General features: G+C 73.6%; 9 protein-coding genes. 3 read left to right on the plus strand and 6 right to left on the minus strand.

Annotation, left to right across the window (positions count from 1 at the left end):
* Positions 1-66 precede the first annotated feature (66 nt).
* From ACHBTE_RS22670 to ACHBTE_RS22695, 6 genes are read right to left on the minus strand one after another with little or no spacing between them, the layout of a single operon-like run.
* Complete coding sequence (locus ACHBTE_RS22670; RefSeq protein ID WP_394725848.1) at positions 67-1,311, minus strand: cytochrome P450; 1,245 nt, start codon at positions 1,309-1,311, stop codon at positions 67-69.
* Positions 1,308-2,546 (minus strand): cytochrome P450, encoded by a 1,239-nt coding sequence (locus ACHBTE_RS22675; protein WP_394725849.1) that lies wholly within the window; start codon positions 2,544-2,546, stop codon positions 1,308-1,310. Before ACHBTE_RS22675 ends, ACHBTE_RS22670 begins: the two co-directional genes overlap by 4 nt.
* Positions 2,543-3,187 (minus strand): ATP/GTP-binding protein, encoded by a 645-nt coding sequence (locus tag ACHBTE_RS22680; protein ID WP_394725850.1) that lies wholly within the window; start codon positions 3,185-3,187, stop codon positions 2,543-2,545. Before ACHBTE_RS22680 ends, ACHBTE_RS22675 begins: the two co-directional genes overlap by 4 nt.
* The gene (locus tag ACHBTE_RS22685; RefSeq protein WP_394725851.1) at positions 3,159-3,521 is read right to left on the minus strand and encodes a DUF742 domain-containing protein; all 363 of its coding nucleotides are present in this window, start codon (positions 3,519-3,521) and stop codon (positions 3,159-3,161) included. The genes ACHBTE_RS22680 and ACHBTE_RS22685 overlap by 29 nt, the downstream gene beginning before the upstream one ends.
* Complete coding sequence (locus tag ACHBTE_RS22690; RefSeq protein WP_394725852.1) at positions 3,518-3,940, minus strand: roadblock/LC7 domain-containing protein; 423 nt, start codon at positions 3,938-3,940, stop codon at positions 3,518-3,520. Before ACHBTE_RS22690 ends, ACHBTE_RS22685 begins: the two co-directional genes overlap by 4 nt.
* On the minus strand, positions 3,937-5,592 hold the full coding sequence (locus ACHBTE_RS22695) for an ATP-binding protein (RefSeq protein WP_394725853.1): 1,656 nt from the start codon (positions 5,590-5,592) through the stop codon (positions 3,937-3,939). The genes ACHBTE_RS22690 and ACHBTE_RS22695 overlap by 4 nt, the downstream gene beginning before the upstream one ends.
* Before the next feature lie 358 nt (positions 5,593-5,950).
* Between ACHBTE_RS22695 and ACHBTE_RS22700 the strand changes: the two genes are divergently transcribed.
* The 3 genes from ACHBTE_RS22700 to ACHBTE_RS22710 all read left to right on the plus strand — a co-directional run bounded on the left by ACHBTE_RS22700 (position 5,951) and on the right by ACHBTE_RS22710 (position 22,658).
* On the plus strand, positions 5,951-6,187 hold the full coding sequence (locus ACHBTE_RS22700) for a hypothetical protein (RefSeq protein WP_394725854.1): 237 nt from the start codon (positions 5,951-5,953) through the stop codon (positions 6,185-6,187).
* Positions 6,188-6,645: 458 nt separating this feature from the next.
* Positions 6,646-8,388, plus strand: a complete 1,743-nt coding sequence (locus ACHBTE_RS22705; protein WP_394725855.1) for a fatty acyl-AMP ligase — start codon at positions 6,646-6,648, stop codon at positions 8,386-8,388.
* Positions 8,389-8,513: 125 nt separating this feature from the next.
* Complete coding sequence (locus ACHBTE_RS22710) at positions 8,514-22,658, plus strand: SDR family NAD(P)-dependent oxidoreductase (protein ID WP_394725856.1); 14,145 nt, start codon at positions 8,514-8,516, stop codon at positions 22,656-22,658.
* The last annotated feature ends 22 nt before the right edge of the window (positions 22,659-22,680 follow it).

The raw sequence follows: 22,680 nt of genomic DNA on the forward strand, positions 1-22,680 counted from the left end.
GCGTCCCCGCGCCCTCTGGACACCGCAGCCGCCCCGGCGCCCCGCCCCGTGGCCGCTCGCGGAGCGTCAGCCCCGCAGCCGCACCGGGATCTCCTGCCAGCCGAACGCGATGAACGACGGCACCTGCCGCAGCTCCTTCTCACCGACGGCCAGAGCGAGGTCCGGGAAGCGGTCGAACAGCGCCGGCAGTGCCGTCAGGGCCTCGACCCGGGCCAGCGGCGCGCCGATGCACCGGTGCACACCGATCCCGAACGCCAGGTGGTCGTCGGCCCCGCGCGAGGCGTCGAAGACGTCCGCGTCCGGACCGTAGTGCGCGGGATCCAGCCCGGCGGCGGCATACGTGGTGATGATGGCGTCCCCCGCCGGGACGGTCACGTTCCCGACCTCGATGTCACCGACGGCGAACCGCAGCGGGAGCGACGCGATCGACGGATGCACCCGCAGCGTCTCGTCGATCACCGCGTCCCAGCCGATCCGTCCGGACCGCACGGCCGCCAGCTGTTCGGGACGGGTGAGCAGGGCGACGACCGCGTTGCCGATGAGATTGACGGTCGTCTCGAAACCGGCGCCGATCACCAGCAGCAGCGTGTACAGCAGCTCCTCGTCGCCGAGCCGGTCGCCGTCCTCATCCCGCACCCGGATCAGTTCGGTCGTCAGATCGTCCCCGGGGTGCTCGCTGCGGTGCGCGATCAGGGCGCCGAGCACCGCGCCGATCTGCTGCTGCACGAACGCCGCGTGTTCCGGACTCGGATCGGAGGTGTCCATGATCGCCGCGATGAGCGCCGCCGTGTCCTCCCACAACTCGTCGGGCACACCGAACAGTTCGCAGATCATCCGCATCGGCAGCGGGTGCGCGAAAGCCGCCTTGAGATCGGTCACCGAGCCTGCCTCGGCGTCCTGGGCGTCGAGCGCGACCAGCAGCTCCGCGGTGATGGCCTCGACGCGCGGACGCATCACCTCCGTGCGCCGCTGGGTGAAGCTCGGCGCGACCAGCTTGCGCAGCCGTGCGTGGTCGGCGCCGTACGTGGAGAGCATGTTGACCACGCCGACCCAGCCCAGGATCCAGGCCCACGAGGGGTGCTCGCCTATTTCGGGCCACAGCCGCCAGTGCAGACGGGGGTCCTTGCTGACCCGCGGGTCGAGGATGAGCTCCTTGAGCGTGTCGTAGTTCGTGGGCGCCCAGGCGGGGATGCCGCCGGGCAGCTCCACGGGCACGATCGGGCCGAGCGCACGCAGCCGGGCGCTCTCGCCGGCGATGTCGGCGCCGAACGGGTCGATGGCGAAGCGTTCGATGCGGTCGGTCACGGTCACGAGGGAACTCCAGGTTGGTCGGGGGAGCGGGGGCTGAACCGGACGGGCAGTGCGGTCAGCGAGCGGTGGAAGGGGCCCGGACGCCAGGTCAGGCGCTCGCGCGGCAGAACTGGCTCCAGATCGGGCAGCCACTGGGTGAGGCGTTCGATGGCCTCCGTGGCGATCAGCAGCGTGTGCTGTCGCACGGGGCAGGCGTGCGGGCCCGCCGACCAGGACAGGTGGGAGGCGTCCCTGGGGTGCCGGGCGCCCGCCGCCTCCCGTTCGGCGAAGTACGCGAGCGCCCCGTAGGAGACGACGACCGGCACCGCGGCCCTGACCCACGCCCCGTGGAAGGAGACGGAGCTACGGGCGTAGTGGATGCCGTAGTTGGCCAACGGCGTCTCGTGGTGCAGCACCTCCACCACCGCGTCCGTCACGGGACGGGCGCCGCTGGTGAGCGTGGAGTAGTACTGCGGGTTGCCGAGGATGCGGGACAGCGCGTTCGACACCAGGTTGGCCGTCGGCTCGTGCCCGGCGCCGAGGGTCAGGAACACCTGCCAGGTGACCTCCTCCGGCGTCAGACCGGCCGGGTGGTCCAGCAGTCGGCTCGGCAGGTCCTCGCCCCGCTGCTCGGCCTTGGCCGCGATGAGCTCCAGGACGTAACCGCCGTACTCCGCCTCACCCTCGGCCGCCTCGGCGCCGCCCTCCATCATCTTGCCGAGTGCCACATGGAGCCGTTCGCTCTGGCTGTCCGGCAGCCCGAAGAGGCTGTTGAACACGAGCGCCATCAGCGGCCGGGCGAACTCGCCCACCAGATCGGCCTCGCCCCTGGGTCCGAACCGGCCCACCAGCACCCGCACCGCACGGTGCACCCGCGCCCGCAGATCGTGCGGTTCGATCCCGTCGAAGGTGTCGATCAGCGAGGTGCGGTAGCGCACATGCGCCGCGCCGTCCGCGAACAGGGTGTTGGGCCGCCAGCGCATCATGCCGAGGATCGGCGAGTCGTCGGCGACCGTGGACTCCCAGGGCCGCGGATCGTGCGAGAAGGTGTCCGTGTCGTGCAGCAGGTCCAGCGCCGCGCGCCGGTCGGTGACGACATACGCCGGCACGCCCGGCGCCAACTCCGCCCAGCCGACCGCGCCCTGGGCACGCAAGGCGTCGTAGTAGCGGTACGGGTCCAGGGCGAATCCGTCCTCCCACAGGCGCACCGGCGCCGAGCGGGAGAAGGTCTGCCGGTCGGGGGAGTGCGTGGTCACCGGTCCTCCGGGGCGTGACGGTCGATCAGGTGCTGGACCAAGGCGAGCAGCGCGTCCACGGACGAGTCGGCAACCCGTGCGTCGCACGTCACCATGGGCGTGCCCGCCTCCAGGTCCAGGGCCGCGCGCAGCTGTTCCTCGGTGTGGTGGCGGGGCGAATCCGGGAAGGCGTTGAAGGCGACGGCGTAGGGCAGGCCGGTCTCCTCCACCAGGCCCAGCACATCGAACGACGCGTCGATGCGCCGGCTGTCGACCAGCACCAGGGCGCCCAGCGCCCCGTACGCGATGTCGTCCCACAGGGCCCGGAACCGCTCCTGCCCGGGTGTGCCGAACAGATACAGCACGATCCCGCCCGGCAGGCTGATCCGCCCGAAGTCGACGGCGACGGTGGTCGTCGACTTGTCCCGGACCCCGGCGAGATCGTCCACCTGCGCCGACGCCTCGCTCAGCGGTTCCTCGGTGTGCAGGGGACGGATCTCGGAGACGGAGTCGATCAGGGTCGTCTTGCCCACCCCGAAGGGGCCGGTGACCACGATCTTCACCAGGTCACGGGCGGTGTCGGGCAGGTGCACGTCCGCCCGTGGGCCCGCGGAGTCGCGGGTGCGGGCGGCGCTAGGGGTGCTTGAGGGCGCGAAGGCCATCGGCCACTCTCTTCAGCAGGTCGGGGTCGAAGCGTGCGGCGGGCGGGATCGGCGCACGGGCCAGCACCAGATCCCGGTCGATGAGTTCGGCCGCGAGGACGCGCACCGCGGACACCGGCAGCCGCAGCAGCGCCGCGGCCTCCACCACCGTCAGCGAGCCGTCGTCCAGGGCGTCCAGCAGGGCGAGCTGGGCGGCGGGCAGACCGGCGGGGGCGGCCGTGCGGGTGCCCATGAGCAGCGACAGCCGCTCCAGGTGGGGCCGACTGGGCCGGGCCACACCGCCGGTCGACAGATACGCGGGTACCAGGGGGCGGCCGGCACGGCGGCCCGTCATGCCGGCGCGCCGCCCTCGGCACTTCGGGCCGCCGCCGCCATCGCCTTCTCGCCCAGCCGGCCCACCTGGGAATGGACCCGGTGCGCCAGCAGATCCAGGCGTACCTCCGTGTCGCCGTACGCGGCCACGCAGGTGCCGTGGTCCGTCGGCACGATCAGCACGTATCCATGGTCCGACTCGATGACGACCTGCCGCACCTCGGCGCCCTCCCGGTCGGCGAACGCGGCAGCCGCGGTCCGGCACGCCCCCTGCACGGTGCTGGTGATCGCGGCCACCCGCTCGGCCGAGGGCCGGCTGAGAGCGTCCGTGTATCCGGTCACCAGTCCGTCCCGGGTGAGCAGCACGGCCGCCACCACGTGCGGCACCTCCAGGATCGGTTCGAGCACCCATGCCGTCTCCCCCGCGTCGCGGCTGGTCATCGAGCCGTTCCCCCTTCGTGTTCATGATCGGTCTGATCGGTGCTGGTGCTGGTGCTGGTGCTGGTACCGGGGCCGGGGCCGGCGGCTTCGGCCTGTTCCCGCTGCCCCTGGGCGGTCCCGGGTACGTCCGTGGCGGCATCGCCGGCGCGGTTGCCGGCGGGGTCGCCGGACGCCGCCCGGCCCGCGGAGGTGCCCGCCTGCAACGCCCCGAGCGCCGCGGCGGCCTGCTCGGGGCGGCGCACCGCCGGCCGCGGGGCCGGCGCCTCCTCGGGGGCGCTGGTCACCCGCGTCCGGCGTCGGCGCTGCGGCAACCCGGCGGCGGCGTCCGGAGCCTGGAGACCGGCGCGCGGAGTGTGATGCCCTGGTGCCGGGTCGGCGGCGTCCTCGCGCTCGTCCCCGTAGCCGTGCGTGGCACGGGACACGCGGTGTCCGGGCGCGGCGGGGGACGCCCCGCGCCGCGCATCGCCGACCGCACCGCGGGGTGCTTCGACGGGGAGTTCCTTCCGGACCTCGGCCGCCACGGAGGACTGCACGGTCCTGTCGCCCGGGGACTGGGCAGCCCCGTCGTCGCGCGAGGCGATGCGGGTGGAGCGCGGGGCGCTCGCCGCCGGCGGTCGTTCGACGGGGTCGATGCGGCTGAGCAGATGGCTGTCGACCCGCAGCACCGCCCGCACCCCGCCGTACGGCGACGGTGACGACACATCCACGCCCAGGTCGAACTGCCGCGTCAGCTGCCCGATCGCGGCGAGCCCCATGCGCGGCGGATCGCCCAGTTCGGTGAGGAGGATCGGCTCGGATCCGCCCACCAGCCGCTGCGCGCGGGCGCGTTCGTCCTGGGTCATGCCGAGACCCGCGTCGTCGACCGTCACACAGACGCCGTGATGGACGTGCTCCAGATTGACCACGACGTCGGTGTCCGGCGCGGAGTGCCGCAGGGCGTTGTCGAGGAGCTCGGCGACGATGATCGCGACCGGTTCCACGGCATGGGAGACCAGTGCCGTCCCGGCCGCCAGATGGTTGTGGACCCGGACCCGGTGGTAGCCCGAGAGCCGTGCCTGGCCGCCGGTCACCGCGTCGACCAGGTGCGACTCCTCACGGGCGAGCCCGACCCAGGCGCCGCACACCACGGCGGCGACCTGGGCGCGCCGCAGCGACTGCTCGTTCTCGTGGTCCAGTTCGAACAGGGTCTGCGTCAACTCGGGTTCGTCGTACTTCTGTTGCAGCCCGCGCAAGGCGTCCTGGAGCCGGTACAGGGCCGCCTGGATCTCCCGTGTCGCCCCGCGCATTCCCGCCTGCGCCGCGGCGTCGATCCGGGTGCGCTGCGCGGTCAGCTCGGTGCGCAGGCCGCTCAGCACCTGCTCCAGCCCGGCGCCCAGTGGCGTCCCGGTGGTCCCGGGGTACAGCGGGCCCGGGACGGTGACGTGGGGGTGCGCCAGCTGTCTGGCGGCGGCCGGGAGGCGGTGTTCCGCCAGATGCTCGACCTCGGCCGCGAACGCCTGTGCGGCGCCCTGGAGTTGGCGGTGCAGTGCGTCGATCTCGGCCCGCTGCCGGGCCTGTTGGCGGCGCGTGCGCACCAGCCCGCCGCCGAGGGCGAGTGCGGACAGTGTGCCGACGGCGAGACCGCCGGTCACCAGGTCCGGTATTTCGATCATCGAGTCGGTTCCCAGGGTCGGTACGGGAGCGTTCGGGCAGGGGAGGGGAGGGGAAGGGGCCGTGGGCGAGGCGCTCGGAGCACAGTACACACCGTCATCGACCGATCTCGCACGGTCGATCGGCACTTCGCTTCGAAAGTGACAGAACTCTGCTCACTTCTGCGTCAACTGTCGGAGATGGCTCGAAGCAAGGGGGAGTTGGGCAGTTGCCCGTCTTCGTCGCACGCCTTTGTCATGGCTCTGGGAGAATGCCCCGACGCCGCGGGAATGCATGGGAATGGTGGCCTCCGCACGGTGTGTCCGCTCGGACGGCGGGTACTCGGCGGGTCCAGGAACTAGATCGCCGGAGGAGGTCCGAATGACCAGCGGCACGGAGACCGGTGGCGTGACCGGTACGCAGGACAAGGACTACAACCTGATCTGGTATGTAGAGGCGTGCCTGAGCAACGCGCTGCGGTTGGAGACCTACATCGAGGACGCGGAACGCAACAAGGACACCGAGGTGGCCGACCTGTTCCGCAAGGCCCAGGCGGACAGCCGCAAGGGTGCGGAACTGGGCAAGGCGCTCCTGCGGGGGCGGCTGAACGGCGGCTGAACGGGTTCGGCCGACCGAACCCGCCTGCGTGGCCCGGACGCCGAGGAGGCGAGGTGTCCGGGCTTTCGCCTGTCCGGACGCCCGTCGCGGTGGCGGCAGGTGGCGGTTGTTGAGAGCGGTGGTTGAAGGGGGTGGTGGTTGAAGGTCGCGGTGGTTGAAGGTCGCGGTGGTGGCCGGTCCGGAGTCCCCGACTTCGTCAACCGCCCGTTGGACACGTAGAGTTTACCTGCGTTCGGCCCATCGAACCGAACGGCCTTGCTAGGGTGTTACTCACCGGTAGCAAGTTGAACGGGGGGTTTCGAGGAGCCGTCGCGACGACGCCACTGCTCCTCGGCGGATCGTCGAGACGGAAGATCCGGCAAGGGGGCCGGGTCGACCGGGGCGTCTGCGCATCGTCCGCACGCGACCCTCGAACTCCAGTTCCTCGCCCACCGATCCAGACAGGTGTGACGCGCACTATGGTTCGTTCCCTGGTCGATCTCCTGACCACGCATGCCACGCACCACCCCGACCGCACCGCATACCGATTCCTCGTCACCGGTGACTGCGACGGAGAGATCCAGGAGATCTCCTACGGCCGTCTCGCCGAACGCTCCCGGGCCGTCGCGGCCTGGCTCCAGGAACGCGGCCTGACCGGCAGCCGCGCGATGCTGCTGTACCCGCCGGGCCTGGAGTTCATCTGCGGCTATCTCGGCTGCCTCGCCGCCGGTGTCGTCGCCGTACCGGCCGTCCCGCCGCAGGGCCGGGCCGACAACCACCGCGCCCTGACCCGGCTGAGGCGGCTCATCGCGGACGCCGACGCCAAGGTCATCCTCGGTGGCCGCCAGGTGATCGCGGCGCTGACCCAGGTCGCCGAGCACCTGCCCGACCCGGCCGACGTCATCTGTGTCGCCACCGACGACCTCCCCGACGAGGCCGCCGCCTCCTGGCGCGAGCCCGACCTCACCCCCGACACGGTCGCCTTCCTCCAGTACACCTCCGGCTCCACCTCGGCCCCGCGCGGCGTGCTGGTCACCCACGGAAACCTGCTGGACAACGAGCGGGTCATCACCGAGCGCATGGGGCACACACCGGACGTCGTCGCCGAGTACGGCCACGAGATGTTCGTCAGCTGGCTGCCCGTCTACCACGACATGGGGCTCATAGGCCCTGTCCTCAACACCCTCCACCTCGGCGCGACCGCCACCCTCTTCTCCCCGCTGCACTTCCTGCAGCAGCCCGAGCGCTGGCTCACCGCGATCAGCCGCTACCGCCCGCACACCAGCGGCGGCCCCAACTTCGCCTACGAGCTCTGCCTCAAGCACGCTGCCCCGGACCTGCTCGACGGCCTGGACCTCAGCAGTTGGAAGGTCGCCTTCAACGGCGCCGAACCCGTACGCCCCGCCACCCTGCGGCGCTTCACCGACACCTTCGCCCCGGCCGGCTTCCGCCGCGAGGCCCTCTACCCCTGCTACGGCCTGGCCGAGGCCACCCTCATGGTCACCGGCAGCGCGGTCCACGCCCCGCCCACCATGCTCCAGGCCCCACCGACGGGCCCGCACGCCGGCCAGGCCGACGCAGCGGCCGTGAGCTCCGGGCGTCCCGGCCCCGACATCACCGTCGCCGTCGTCGACCCCGAACGGCACGAGGAGCGGCCCGAGGGCGAGACCGGTGAGATCTGGGTGCGCGGCGCGAGCGTCGCCAAGGGGTACTGGCGCAACGCCCTCGCCACCCGCGAGACCTTCCGCGCCACCCTGGCCGGCCATCAGGGCCGCTTTCTGCGCACCGGCGACCTGGGATTCCTGTGCGACGGCGAACTCTTCGTCACCGGTCGCCTCAAGGACCTCATCGTCATCGACGGACGCAACCACTACCCCCAGGACCTGGAACTGACCGCCGAAATGGCCCACCCGGCCCTGCGGCCCGGCTGCACCGCCGCCTTCTCCGTCGACACCCGAGCGGCGTCCGACGGGGGTGCCGGCGGCGAGCGGGCCGTCGTCGTCGCCGAGATCGCACCGGACATGGCGGGTGAGGCGGAGAAGATCGTCGACGTCGTCCGCAGCGGGATCGCCGAGGCCCATGGCCTGGCGGTGCGTGATGTCGTCCTCGTCCGTCCGGGCTCCATCCCCAAGACGTCCAGTGGCAAAATCCAGCGCCACGCCTCCCGGGCGGCCTACCTGGGCGGCACCCTCGCCGTGCTCGAAGCACCCACCCACGGCTGACACCGCCGGCCTCGCCGTACGACGCCGCTCGATCGGTGCGACGCCGACCGCGACCGTGCGGTCGCGCGAGCCCCTGTGTGTCGTACGGCCACTGCCTTCTCCAAACCCATGAGGACACCGTCTAGATGCCTGCGCACGAGTCGCCGATGCAGTCCACCGAGCCCGCTCTCAGGACACCGCAGGACGTACGCGCCTGGCTGGAGTCGGCTGTCGCCGAGGCGGCCGGGCTGGAGCCGTCGGCCGTCGACCCGGACCGGCCGATCGCCGAACTCGGCCTGGGATCACGCCAGTTGGTGACGCTGGCCGCGGAGCTGTCGGCGCTGACCGGCCGCAGCCCGGACCCGTCCCTCGTCTTCGACCACCCCACGATCGCGGCCCTCTCGGAGGCCGTGTTCCACGACACCCCCGCCCGGACCCCGGCAGCGGTGCCGCCACCCGCCGACGACGCGCCCGTGCGGGCCGCCGACGACATCGCCATCATCTCCATGGCCTGCCGCCTCCCCGGCGGCGCCGACGACCCCGAGGCGCTCTGGCGGCTGCTGGACGCGGGCGAGGACGCCATCTCCGAGCCTCCGGCGGGGCGTTGGGACACCCGAGGGCTGCACGACCCCGACCCCGAGGCCATCGGCAAGGCGTACTCCCTGCACGGCGGCTACCTCACCGGCATCGACCGCTTCGACGCCGCCTTCTTCGGGATCTCGCCGCGCGAGGCGGCGGCCATGGACCCCCAGCAGCGGCTGCTGTTGCAGACCGGCTGGGAGGCGATCGAACGCGCCGGGATCATCCCGAAGACGCTGAACGGCAGCGCCACGGGCGTCTACATCGGCCTGTACGACAGCGGCTACCTCGCCTCCGCCGCCCTGGACCAGCTCGACGGGCACGTCGGCACCGGCTCGGCGGCGAGCGTGGCGTCCGGCCGCATCGCCTACACTCTCGGCCTCCAGGGCCCGGCGGTCACCGTCGACACCGCCTGCTCCTCCTCCCTGGTCGCCCTGCACCTGGCGGCGCGGGCGCTGGCGGACGGGGAGTGCGACCTCGCGCTGGCGGGCGGCGCAACCCTGCTGGTGACACCGCGCGGACACGTCGAGTTCAGCAGGCTGCGCGGACTGTCGCCGTCGGGGCGGTGCAGCCCCTTCTCGGCGGACGCCGACGGCGTGGTGTGGGCCGAGGGCTGTGGCGTGGTGCTGCTCAAGCGCCTGGCGGACGCGCGCCGCGACGGCGACCGGATCCTCGCGGTCGTCAAGGGCTCGGCGATCAATCAGGACGGCCGCAGCCAGGGACTCAGCGCCCCCAATGGGCCTGCTCAGGAACGGGTGTTGCGCGCGGCGCTCGACGCGGCCGGGCTCCGGCCGCAGGACCTGGACCACATCGAGGCCCACGGCACCGGCACCCGCCTGGGCGACCCCATCGAGGGTCGCGCCCTGGCCGCGGTGTTCGGCCCCGACCGTCCGGCCGGCCGCCCGCTCGGCGTCGGCTCCCTGAAGTCCAACATCGGCCACACCCAGGCCGCCGCGGGCATCGCCGGAGTCATCAAGGCCGTACTCGCCCTCCGCCACGAACGCATACCGGCGTCCCTGCACGCGGGGACCCCGACCGAGCACATCGACTGGGGGCACAGCGGACTGCGCGTGCTCAGCGAGGCCCGGGCGTGGCCCCGTGACCCGGAGCGGATCCGCCGCGCCGGCGTGAGCGCGTTCGGAATCAGCGGCACCAACGCCCACGTCGTGCTGGAGGAAGCCCCCGAGGAAGCCCCCGAGGAACACCCCGCGGAACACCCCGAGGAACACTCCCAGGGGTCCGGCACCCTCCCCGGCCCCACCCTCTTCCCGCTCTCTGCCCGGACCCCGCCCGCACTGCGGGAACAAGCCGACCGCCTCCTCGAAAGCCTCACCCTCCAGACCGAGTCGCCCCTCCCCGCCGTGGCCGCGACGCTGGCCCACCACCGCACCCACTTCGACCACCGGGCCGTCGTACAGGCCGCCGACCGCGAGGAACTGCTCACCGCGCTGCGGGCGCTCACTCAGGCCCAGCCGGACCCCGAGCGGACCGTCGGCCCACGACAGGCCGCCCCGGCGGGCAAGGTGGCGTTCGTCTTCCCCGGCCAGGGCGCCCAGTGGCCCGGCATGGCACGCGATCTGCTCGACCGTGATCCCGTGTTCGCCGACGAGATCGACCGCTGCGACGCCGCGCTGCGCCCCTTCACCGGCTGGTCCGTGACGTCCGTCCTGCGGGGCCGCGCGGACGCCCCGGCCCCGGACCGCGTCGATGTCGTCCAGCCGGTGCTCTTCGCGGTGATGGTGTCGCTCGCCGCCGTGTGGCGGGCCCGGGGGGTACGGCCGGACGCGGTCGTCGGACACAGCCAGGGCGAGGTCGCCGCCGCCTGCGTCGCCGGGGCGCTGAGCCTCAACGACGCCGCGGCCGTGGTCGCCCTGCGCAGCCAGGCCCTGACCGAACTCTCCGGCACCGGCACGATGGCCGTCGTCGCCCTGCCGCACACCGACGTCGAGGACCGCCTGGCCGGCCGCGACGGCCGGGTCGCTGTCGCCGCCGTCAACAGTGGCCGCTCGACCGTCGTCGCCGGCGCCGTGGACGCGGTGGAGGCACTGCTCACCGACCTGGAGCGGCAGCAGGTCTTCGTCCGCCGGCTCGACGTCGACTACGCCTCCCACAGCGCCCGGGTCGAGCCGGTCCGCGCCGCGATCCTCGAGGAACTCGAAGGAGTTACCACCTGCCCGTCGTCCGTGGCCTGGTACTCCACGGTCACGGCCGAGCCCGTCACCGGCGAACTCGAAGCCGACTACTGGTACACCAACCTGCGCGAACCCGTCCGCTTCGCTGCCACCGTCGAGCGCATGGCCGCCGACGGCTACCGCTGCTTCGTCGAACTCGGCCCGCACCCCTCGCTCCTCACCGCCCTGCACACCATCGACGACGACCTGATCGCCGTCGGCTCGCTGCGCCGCGACGAGGACGGCCCCGCCTGCCTGGACCACGCCGCGGCCGAACTCCACGTCCACGGGCGGCGGGTCGACTGGCGGCGCCTGGTCCCGCCGACCGAGGCACCCGCCGACCTGCCGACGTACGCCTGGGACACCGAGCGCCACTGGATCGAGCCCGCCGCCTCCGCCGCCGCACCCGGCCTCCTCGACCGGGCGGCCCACCCGTTGCTGGGCATCCAGCTCCAGTCGGCGGACGAGACCCGCTGGACCTTCCGCGACGAATGGTCCCCGGCCACCGCCGACTGGCTGCCCGACCACACGGTCTTCGGCCGGACCGTGGTCTCGGGCACCACCCTGATGGAACTGTGCCGCGCAGCCCTCGCCGTGGCCCTGCCGGACGCCCCCGCCGACGTCACCGATCTGCTCCTCCTGGCCCCCCTCGTCCTGTCCGACACCGGCACGGTCGAGGTGTCCGTCGAGGTGGTCACCGCCGGGACCGCACCCGAGATCACCGTGCACAGCCGGCCCCGCCGTCAGGAACCGGCGGACTGGACCCTGCACGCCACCGCGTCCGCGGCCGAACCGGCCGCCGACTCACCCGCCGCGTCCAGCACCGAGCCACCGACGTGGCCCGAGACCACCGAACCGGCCTGGAGCGAGGACACCTACGAGCGACTGGCCGCGCTGGGCCTCGGCTACGGCCCCGCCTTCCAGGGCGTACGGCAGGCCGCGGTGACGGGTGACGGAACCGTACTGGCCCGGCTCGCACTGCCGCCCATGGCCCGCGACACCACCGGCCCCGCCCCGCTGCACCCCGCGCTGCTGGACGCCGCCCTCCACGTGGCCGCCGCCCTCGACGCCGCCGACCGGCGGGTCCTGCTGCCGGTCGCCGTGGGCCGCTGCGTGCTGCCGGCCGAGGGGACGACGGAGCTGACCGCGTGCGTGCGCCGGACGGGCGGTACGGACACGGACCTCACCCTGGACGTCGGCCTCTGGGACACGGACGGCTTCCCGGCGGGTCGCTTGGAAGGCGTACGCCTGCGCGCCGTGCACCCGGCCGAACTGACGAGCGGGTCGGAGAACGCCCGGCACCTGTACCAGGTGGCGTGGACGGCCTTGGCGCAGAAACCGGCCGAGGCGCCCGACGCCTCCTGGTCCGTCCACGGCGATCCGTCGGACCCGGCGGTCGCGGCGGCCGTGCGCGACCTGCGTGCGGCCGGAGCCCGGATCATCGACGAGGGTGCCGAGGCAGTCGATCCGGATGCCCGGATCATCGACGAGGGCGCCGACATCGCCGTACGTTTCTGGCCCCGCCCGTCCGCCGACGACGAACCGGCCGCCACCGCCCACGACTTGGCGAACGCGGCCCTCGCCGAGCTCCAGGCGCTGATCGCCCTCCCACCGGACGAAGCGCCCACGCGCACCCTCTGGGTGTCCCGCGGGGCGATCGCGGCCACGGACGAGGACACGGTGCCCGCCCTCGCGCAGTCGGTGCTGTGGGGTCTGGTCCGCAGCGCCCGCACGGAGCATCCCGACCTCGGACTCACCCTCCTCGACCTCGACCTCGATCTCGATCTCGACCTGGACGGCGGCGAATCGTCACTGCGTTCCGCCGTTGCCTACCCCGATGAGCCGGAATTCGCCCTGCGCGACGGTGCGCTGCTCGCCCCCCGCCTGGTACGGGCCCGTACGACGACGGGCCGGCGGTCCGCCGCGATCCCCGCCGACGGCACCGTTCTGATCACCGGCGGACTCGGCGCGGTGGGCCGCCACATCGCGCGACTGCTCGCCGAGAACGGTGTCCGCCGCCTGGTGCTGACCTCCCGTCAGGGCGGCGACGATCCCCGGGCGGCCCGGGCCACCGCCGAACTGACCGCACTCGGCGCCGAGGTCCTGGTCGTCGCCTGCGACGTGGCCGACGGGGCGGCGGTGGCGGACGTACTGGACCGGATCGGAGGTGAGGTGCCGCTGCGCGGTGTGGTCCACTGCGCCGGGGTCCTCGCCGACGGCGTGGTCGCCGAGCTGACCCCCGAACGGCTCGCACACGTACTGCGGCCCAAGGTCGACGGGGCCGCCAACCTGCACCGGCTCACCGCGGACCTGCCGCTCGACCTCTTCCTCCTGGTCTCCTCGGCCGCGGGCGTGGCCGGCAGCGCGGGCCAGGCCAATTACGCCGCCGCCAATGTCTTCCTCGACCAACTCGCCCACCACAGGCGGGCATCGGGCCTGCCCGGCGTCTCCGTGGCGTTCGGCGCCTGGGCGGGAGAGGGGCTCGCCGCCGGCCACGCCGACCTGGAGCGGATGGCCCGCCTCGGGCACCGTGCCCTCACCCCGCGGCAGGGCCGCGAACTGACCGAGCTGGCCCTGCTGCGCGACGCACCCCACCTGCTCGCCTGGGCCCTGGACCTGCCCCGGCTGCGGTCCGCAGCGCCGGCCGGCCCACTGTGGAGCTCCCTCCTCCCGGCGCCCGCGCCCCGCACCGACCCGGCCGGCAGTCTCACCCTGGCGGACCGCCTGGCCCGCCTGCCGGAAGCCGAACGCGCCGCACGCGTCCTCGCCCTGGTCCGCGAGGAGGCCGCCCGGGCCCTCGGCCTGCGCTCGGGCGACGCCGTCCGCGCCGACCAGCCGCTGCGCGACCTCGGCATGGACTCGGTGACGGCGGTCGACGTACGCAACCGCATCAGCAACCGCATCAGCGTCAAGCTCCCGGCCACCCTGCTCTTCGACCACCCCACTCCCAGCCGCCTCGCCGACCACCTGCTCACGAGCGCCCTGGCGGCGACGGGCCGGGCGAGCCACGGCGCCGAGTCCGCGGCGGCCAGGTCCGCGCACGGGACCCTGACCACGACCGCGCACTCGTCCGCGCACCCGACCGCGCACCCGTCCGTCGCCGGGCCCGCGTCTGCGCCCGCGCCCGTGACCGACGAGACGATCGCCCTGGTCGCCATGGCCTGCCGTCTGCCCGGCGGGGTCACCGACCCCGAGGGCTTGTGGCGTCTGGTCGCGGAGGGCCGGGACGCGGTCGGGCCCTTCCCGGCGGGGCGGTGGGACGTCGAGTCGCTGTACGACCCCGACCCGGACGCCCTCGGCAAGTCCTACGCCCGCGAGGGCGGCTTCCTCGACGCCATCGACTCCTTCGACGCCGGGTTCTTCGGCATCACCCCGAAGGAGGCGGCGGCCATGGACCCGCAGCAGCGACTGCTGCTGGAGACGGCCTGGGAGTCCCTGGAACGCGCCGGAATCGTGCCCGCCGACCTGGCCGGCAGTACCACCGGTGTCTACGTCGGCATGTTCGGCAGCGACTACCTCGCCGGCACCCGGCTCGACCAGCTCGACGGATATGTCGGCACGGGCTCGGCCCTGAGCGTCGCCTCGGGACGGCTCGCGTACACACTCGGGCTGAACGGCCCCGCGCTCACCGTGGACACCGCGTGCTCGTCGTCGCTGGTGGCCGTGCATCTGGCGGCGCAGGCGCTGCGCGCGGGGGAGTGCGATCTCGCCCTCGCGGGCGGGGTCACCCTGATGGTCACGCCGCAGACCTTCGTCGAGTTCAGCCGGCTGCGCGGCCTGTCGCCCACCGGCCGCTGCCGGTCCTTCTCCGACGCCGCCGACGGCGCCGTCTGGGCCGAGGGCGCCGGCATGGTCGTACTGAAACGACTGGGCGACGCCCGGCGCGACGGGGACCGGGTCCTGGCCGTGCTGCGCGGTACCGCCGTCAACCAGGACGGCCGCAGCCAGGGCCTGTCCGCGCCCAACGGCCCCGCGCAGGAGCAGGTGCTCAGGCGGGCCCTGGAGCAGTCCGGGCTTCAGCCGGCCGACATCGACTACATCGAGGCGCACGGGACGGGGACGACCCTGGGCGACCCGATCGAGGCCAACGCCCTCGCGGAGGTGTTCGGCGCGTCCCGTCCCGAAGGCCGTCCGCTGTATCTCGGCTCCCTGAAGTCCAACGTCGGGCACACACAGGCGGCTTCGGGCGTCCTCGGGCTGATCAAGGTCGTGCAGTCGCTGCGCCACGAGAGCCTGCCGCGCACCCTGCACGCCGACACCCCCAGCCGGCATGTCGACTGGGCGGACAGCGGGCTGCACCTGCTGCGGGAGGAGACCGGCTGGGCCGCGTCGGCCGAATGGGTGCGACGCGCGGGCGTCAGCGCCTTCGGGATCAGCGGCACCAACGCGCATGTGATCGTGGAGGAGGCCCGGCCACCGGCACTCGACCACGGTGGGTCCGAACTCCCCGAAGCCCCAGACTTCCCAGACCTCCCAGACCTCCCAGACCTCCCAGACCTCCCAGACCTCCCCGACTTCCCCGAAGCCATCGACGTCCCTGACCACTCCGAAGTCCCGGTGCTCCCTGACCACGCCGAAGTCCCGGAGCAGAAGCAGCTGTTCCCGCTCTCGGCCCGCAGCGAGGCCGGACTGCGCGGACAGGCCGCCGCTCTCGCCCGCCACCTCGCCGCCGACGAGGCCCCGCTGCCGGACGTCGCCCGCACCCTCGCCCGCCACCGCAGCCATTTCGAGCGGCGCGCGGCGATCGTGGCCCGGAGCAGAAGCGAACTGCGTTCGGTTCTCGGCGAGTTGGCCGCAGGCCGGAGCGCGCTCCCGCCGCTCAGGGAGGAGCAGGCCGGCAAGGTCGCCTTCGTCTACGCCGGGCACGGTGGTCAGTGGCCCGGCATGGGCCTGGACCTGATGGCCGAGTCGGAGGCGTTCCGCGAGGAGTTGACCCGGATCGACGAGGCGGTGCAGCGGCACGCGGGCTGGTCCGTGCTCAACGCGCTACGGGCACCCGAGGAGTTCTCCCCGCTGGAGCGCACCGAGTACCTCCAGCCCTCACTGTTCGCCGTGAACGCGGCGCTGACGGCCGCCTGGCGCGCGCTCGGCATCACCCCGGACGCCGTCACCGGCCACAGCCTGGGCGAGATCGCCGCCGCGTACGGCGCGGGCGCCCTCACCCTGGACGACGCGGTGACCGTGGTGACCGGACGCGCCCGCACGGTCGTACCGGTCGCGGGCAAGGGCGGCATGCTGTCCCTGGACCTGCCGCGCCCGCGCGTCGAGGAACTGATCGCGCCCTGTGCCGGGCGGCTGTTCGTCGCCGCCGTCAACAGCCCCCGCTCCACGGCGGTCTCCGGCGACGCCGACGCACTGGCAGCGCTGCGCCGCAGCCTCGACGAGCAGGGCATCGAGGCACGGTCGCTGTCGACCCCGTTCGCCTCGCACACCCCGCTGATGGCGCCGCTGCGCGAGCAACTGCTCGACCACCTCTCCGGCGTCCGCCCCACCCCCACCGACACCCCGCTGTACTCGACGGTCCTCGCGGAACCCGTGCCCGCGGCACGTCTGGACCCCCGCTACTGGTACGCCAACCTCAGCGAGCCCGTCCGCTTCGCGGACACGATCCGCCGCATGCTGGACGACGGTCACCGTTGGTTCGTCGAGCTGAGCCCGCATCCCTCGCTCGGCTCGTCCATCGAGGCGGTGGCGGCCGAGGCCGGGATCGACGCGGTGAGCGTCGGCTCGCTGCGCCGGCAACGCGGCGGACGGGACACACTCCTGCGCGGGGTGGGGGAGTTGTACACGGCCGGTCACACACCCGACTGGCCGGCGCTGTTCCCGGCGGGCCGGCGCGTCGACCTGCCGACCTACGCCTTCGCCCGAGAACGCCACTGGCTGGCACCTGCCCCGGCCGGCAGCGGCGGCGTCTCACCGCTCCTCGGCACCCATGTCGAGGCCAGCGACGAGGCCGACCGGCACCTCTTCCAGAGCGAGGTGGACCTGCGCGACAGCCGCTTCGCCTATCTGACCGACCACCGGGTCACCGGCGAGACCTGGCTGCCCGGTGCCGCCTTCCTCACCATGGCGATCGAGGCCGCGACCGCGACCGCCGTGCGGGACGGCTGCGACGTCAGGCTCACCGACGTCAGGTTCGTCCGGCCGCTGCGTCTGGACGAGTCCCGGCCCACCCGGCTGCAACTGGTCCTGCGCCCCGCCGGCGAGGGCTCCCAGGACTTCACCATCGCCTCGATGCCCACGGGCGGCGGACCGCGCGCCCGCTGGGAACAGCACGTCAGCGGGCGCATCGCCGTCACGTCGTCCCCGGCATCCGTGGGCGAGGCGGACCCGGCGGAGGCCGACCGGTCGCTCGCCGGATTCCGGGCACGGTGCACGGAGCGGGCCGACCTGCCCGCCGTGTACGCCGCCCTGTCCGCCCTCGGCATCGACTACGGCGCCGCCTTCCAGGGCCTGGAGTCCGGCCACCGCACCCGGTCGGCGAGCCTGGCCCGACTGACCGACAGGCCCACCGCCGGCCACCTCCTGCACCCGGCCGTGCTCGACGCCGCCTTCCACGCCGCCGCCCTGCCCGGCGACGCGCCCCAGGGCCGGGCGTTCGTGCCCGCCGGCGTCCGACGGCTCCACCACACCGGGCTGCGCATCGCCCCCGCCTGGGTGACCTGCGAGCTGCGATCCGTGTCCGGCGACACCGTCACGCTCGACCTGCGACTGTACGACGAGAAGGACCAACTGCTGCTGGAGGTCGAGGAGTTCGAACTGGCGGCGCTGTCCCCGCTGGACGGCGCCCTGTTCGAGACCCGCTGGCAGCCCCGCCCGCTCGCCGACGAGCCCCCCGTGCGGGGCAGCTGGCTGATCCTGGCCGACGAGTCCGGCACGGCCTCGGACCTCGTCGAGCGACTGGGCACGTCGGTCCCGTACGTGATCGCCCGCAGGGGCGGGGAGTTCGCTGCCGAGGGCGTCGGCCGCTACGTCCTCGACCCGGCCGATCCGCGGCATCTGGCCCGGCTGCTGGACGAGGCGTTCCCGGCCGAACCGCCCGAGCGGATCGTCCAGTTGTCCGCGCTCGACGCACCCGCGGTCCAGGACGCCGCCACGGCCCGGGCGGCGGCCCGCCTGTGCTGCCTGAGCACCCTGCACCTCGCACGCGCCCTCGCAGACCGGACTCAGAGCCCCGCACCTCGGCTCTTCATCGTGGTCAGGGGCAGCCAAGCCGCCGGGGACAGCCTTCAGGTGACACACCCCCAGCAGGCGCTCGCCTGGGGCTTCGGCCTCGCTCTGGCGCAGGAGCACCCGGAGCTGCGGACCACCCTCGTCGACCTTCCGCCGACGGACGGGGCCGACGCCCTGTGGGCGCAGCTGTGGCACGCCGACGACGAACGGCTCGTCGCGCTGCGCGACGGCGCACGACTGGTACCCCGGCTGGCCCGCACCCGCCCCGACGACGGCGGTCGGGGCGAGATCACCGCCGACGGCGTCTACCTGATCACCGGCGGCCTGGGCGGCCTCGGACGTGTCGTCGCCGAGCGACTGGTCCGCCGCGGCGCCCGCCGACTCGCCCTGATGAGCCGGGGTGCGCCCACCGGGGACGCCGTCGAGTGGATCCGGGACCTCGAAGAACGAGGCGTGCACGTGCACCTGGCGCGCGCGGACGTCGCCGACCGCGACGGCCTCGACGGCGCCCTGAACGCCGTACGCCACGCCCTCGGTCCGATCGCCGGTGTCGTCCACGCGGCCGGTGTCCTGGACGACGCCACCATCGCCAATCTGACCGACGAACGCGTCCTGCGCGTCCTCGCCCCCAAGGTCCTCGGCACCGCCCTGCTCACCGAACTGGTCCCGGAAGCCGAGGACTTCGTGCTCTTCGCCTCGGCGGCGGGCCTGCTCGGCTCGGCCGGACAGAGCCCGTACTCCGCGGCCAACGCCTTCCTCGACGCCTGGGCACACCACCTCTCCCACGGCGACCGCCGGGCGCTGAGCCTGGACTGGGGTGCCTGGGCGGGCGTGGGCATGGTGGCCGGGTCCGGCACCCGCGAGACGGAGACGGCCCGTTCGGGGCTCGTCGCCTTCTCCGCACAGGACGGCGGCGAACTCCTCGACCGGGTCTGGGGCACCGCCCGCCGCCAGCTCGCCCCCCTGGCCCTGGACCGGGAGCTGCTGACCCTCGACCCTGACACGGCCCGCACCCGCCCGATCCTGGCCGACCTGGTCACCGCGCCCACGGGCCCGCCCGGCACGGACGACCTCGTCAAGAAGGTCCTGGCGGCGACCACCGACGGCGAGCGGTCCGTACGACTGGAGGCATACGTGCGCGCCCGTGTCGGCGAGGTCTCCGGCGGCACCGTCCAGGTCGCGGCGACCACGGCCCTGAAGGAACTCGGCCTGGACTCCCTGATGCTGGTGCGGCTGCGCAACGCCTTCGCCCGTGAGCTCGGCGTCGAACTCCCCGCCGCGGCCGTCTTCGCGGCGGCCGACATCCGCGGTCTCGCCCAGGCCCTGGGCACCGCCCTGCCCGAGCGGAGCGCGTCGGCACCGGAGGAGCCGGAACGCCCGACCGAGACTCCGCCGACCGAACTGCGTCCGGCGACCCGCGATGTCGTACGCCTCCTGCGCAGCGCCCAGCCCGGCATGCCGGACGCCGCCCACGCCGTCGGCCTGGCCGTACGCCTCACCACGCCGACCACCCGCGAGGCCCTCACCGGCATCCTCGACCGGCTCACCGCACGGCACGCCGCCCTGCGCACCGCCGTGGTCACCGCCGACGAGGGCGGGCGCCTGCTCCGGGTGGACCGCGAACTGCCCCAACCGCCGCTGCGCTGGACCGTCGTTCCGCAGGGCGCCGCCGACCTCGACACAGGCGACCGGCTGAGGGAACTGCTCGAGCCACCGTTCGACCTGGCCACCCCGCCCCTGTGGCGCTTCGAGCTGCTCGACGGCGGCGAGCACGGCCAGACCCTGGTGTACGGCGCCCATCACGCCGTGAGCGATCTGCAGTCACTGCTGCTGGTGGCGCGCGAGATCGACGCCGAACTGTCCGGTGAGGTGCTCGACGGCACGGTCACCAACCGGGACATCGATCTGCTGATCGCGGCCCAGCAGGTCGACGACCGGGACGAGGGGCGGCCGGCGGCGCGGCTCGGCGAGCGGGCCGACGAACAGGCGGAGTCCGTCGATCGGCGTACGGCGTTCCAGGGCAGTGCCCGTCTCGACCTGGCGCTGAGCCGGCCGCGTCCTGAGTCCCGTTCGTACCGCGCCGGCAGCGTCACCGTGCCGATCCCCGACGGGCTCATGGACGCGGTCTCGGCCGCCGCGAGCCGCCTGGCCGTGACCCCCGCCGCCTTCTGCCTGGGCGTGCTGACCGTCCTGCTGGCCAGGAAGCGCGAGCGTGAACGCTTCGTCCTCGCCGTGCCCGTGGACACCCGCATCCACGCCGACGCCTACGACGCGGTCGGCTTCTTCGGCGTGCCGGTGCCGTTCCCCGCCGAGGCGGGCGCGGGGGAGCGGGTCGCACAGGTGCTGCGCCGGACCGACGGCCGACTCGAGCGGATCCTGGCCAAGGGCACGATGTTCTCCGACGTGCTGCCGGTGCTCGCGCGGGAGGGCCTGTACCGGGCGAACGCGCCGCTGGTGGAGGTCTACTTCAACTACGTGCGCGCCGCGGGACGGCTGCGCGCACTGGAGGTCCTGCCGACGGGGACGGGCTACTCCGACCTCGACCTGATGATCACCATGACTCCGGACGCGGGCCGGATCCGCCTCGACCACAACCTCGACATCCTGGACGCGCCGACGGTCACCGAACTGGGAGAAGAGCTGCTGCGTCTGCTCGGGGAGACCGCGGACGACCCGACGGGCCCGGTGCGGCCCACGGTTGCCACGACGACGCCGACGATGCGTACGACGGGTGCGACGCCGGCGACGCGTACGACGGGTGCGACGCCGACGACCCGTACGCATTCCCTCGCTCTCGCCGCCACCTTCGCCCTCGGCAACCTGCCGCTGATGTGCGAGACGGCCATCGACGAGTCGGCGCGGGACGGCAGCGCGACGACGGTCGCCGAAGCCCCGTACCACCATGTCCTGGCGAGCCTGCGCGACCCCTCCGGAGTGTTCGCCGACCCCTCCGTCACGGCGGGCGTCGTCCTGCTGCGCGGGGCGGACCTGCACCGCTTCGGTGCCGTGGACGACGCGCTGCTCGCCGAGCTGCGCACCGCCTACCCGGCCGCCCTGCGCACGGTGGCCGAACGCACCCGCACGCCGCTGATCGTCGGCTTCCTGCCCGCCGTACACCGGGAGCAGCGCCTTGCCCGGTGGGAGCAGGAAATCGCCGCGGACCTGGCCGACGTGCCCGGCATCGCGGTCCTCGGACCCGACGACTGGACCCGCCACCACCCGGTCGAGGAACGCTTCGACGAGCGCACCGAACGCCTGGCCCACCTGCCGTTCACCCCGCACTTCCAAGCGGCCGTGGCCCTGCACCTCGCCGAGGTCCTGCGAGCGGTACGGCGTCCGGCGCCGAAGGTGATAGCGGTCGATGGCGACGAGACCCTGTGGGGCGGCGTGGCCGGCGAGGCCGGACCCGAGGCCGTGGACCTGTCCGGCCCGCGCGCCCGGCTCGCCCGCCGGCTGTTGCAGTGGCGGGCGGCGGGAGCGCTGCTGATGCTGGTCAGCAACAACGACGAGGACACCGTCCGCGCCGTACTCGACCGCCCCGACAGCCAGTTGAGGGCGGAGCACTTCAGCGTGCTCTCCGCGGAGTGGGGCCCGAAACCGGACCGCCTGGCCGAGGCGGCCCGCACGCTCGGCCTCGGTCCGGACAGCTTCCTGTTCCTCGACGACAACCCGGCCGAAATCGGCAGGATGCGGGCCGCGTTGCCGCAGGTGCTGTCGGTGACCTGCCCGCCGGCGGCCGAACTCACCGACTTCCTGGGCCGGTTGTGGCCGCTGGTCCCCCGGGCGGCGACGGCCGAGGACGCGCTGCGGGCCCGGTTCTACGAGCAGGAGCGCGAGCGGGACGCGATCCGTGAGCAGGCCGGTTTCGAGGAGTTCCTGGACCAGCTGGAGCTGGAGGTCGACATCAGGCCCTTGTCCGACGCCGATGTGCAGAGGGCGGAACAACTCGTGCGCCGCACCAACCAGTTCACCCTCCGCGCCCGCTCGGCCGACGGCGGCGACGTCACCCGCTGGCGTGAGGGGGCCGAGGTCTGGACGGCCGCGGCCCGCGACCGCTTCGGCGACTACGGCCAGATCGGACTGCTCGCCCTGCGCCGCGAGGGCGACCTGCTCGACGTCCTGGCCTGGCTGATGAGCTGCCGCGCACTCGGCCGAGGCGTCGAGGAACGCCTGCTGCAACGGGTGGCCGACCGTGCCGAGGAACTCGACTGCGCCAAGGTCCGCATCACGGCGGAACGCACCCCGCGCAACGCCCCGGCACGCCGCCTGCTGGCGGCACTGGGCGGTGGCGACCAGGACGACGACCGGCTCGAGGCCGTGGTCACGCCGGAACAGCTTCGGACGTTCCGCTCCTGGCGGCGGCCATGACGCCACCGGCGACGCCGGGGAC

Origin of the sequence: Streptomyces sp. M41 (genome assembly GCF_043673425.1) — a bacterium.
Lineage (GTDB): Bacteria > Actinomycetota > Actinomycetes > Streptomycetales > Streptomycetaceae > Streptomyces.

Excerpts from the sequence above, each read along its gene's own strand:
- ACHBTE_RS22680 (WP_394725850.1), bottom strand. The coding sequence starts at position 3,187 with ATGGCCTTCGCGCCCTCAAGCACCCCTAGCGCCGCCCGCACCCGCGAC.
- ACHBTE_RS22685 (WP_394725851.1), bottom strand. The coding sequence starts at position 3,521 with ATGACGGGCCGCCGTGCCGGCCGCCCCCTGGTACCCGCGTATCTGTCG.
- ACHBTE_RS22690 (WP_394725852.1), bottom strand. The coding sequence starts at position 3,940 with ATGACCAGCCGCGACGCGGGGGAGACGGCATGGGTGCTCGAACCGATC.
- ACHBTE_RS22695 (WP_394725853.1), bottom strand. The coding sequence starts at position 5,592 with ATGATCGAAATACCGGACCTGGTGACCGGCGGTCTCGCCGTCGGCACA.
- ACHBTE_RS22700 (WP_394725854.1), top strand. The coding sequence starts at position 5,951 with ATGACCAGCGGCACGGAGACCGGTGGCGTGACCGGTACGCAGGACAAG.
- ACHBTE_RS22705 (WP_394725855.1), top strand. The coding sequence starts at position 6,646 with ATGGTTCGTTCCCTGGTCGATCTCCTGACCACGCATGCCACGCACCAC.
- ACHBTE_RS22710 (WP_394725856.1), top strand. The coding sequence starts at position 8,514 with ATGCCTGCGCACGAGTCGCCGATGCAGTCCACCGAGCCCGCTCTCAGG.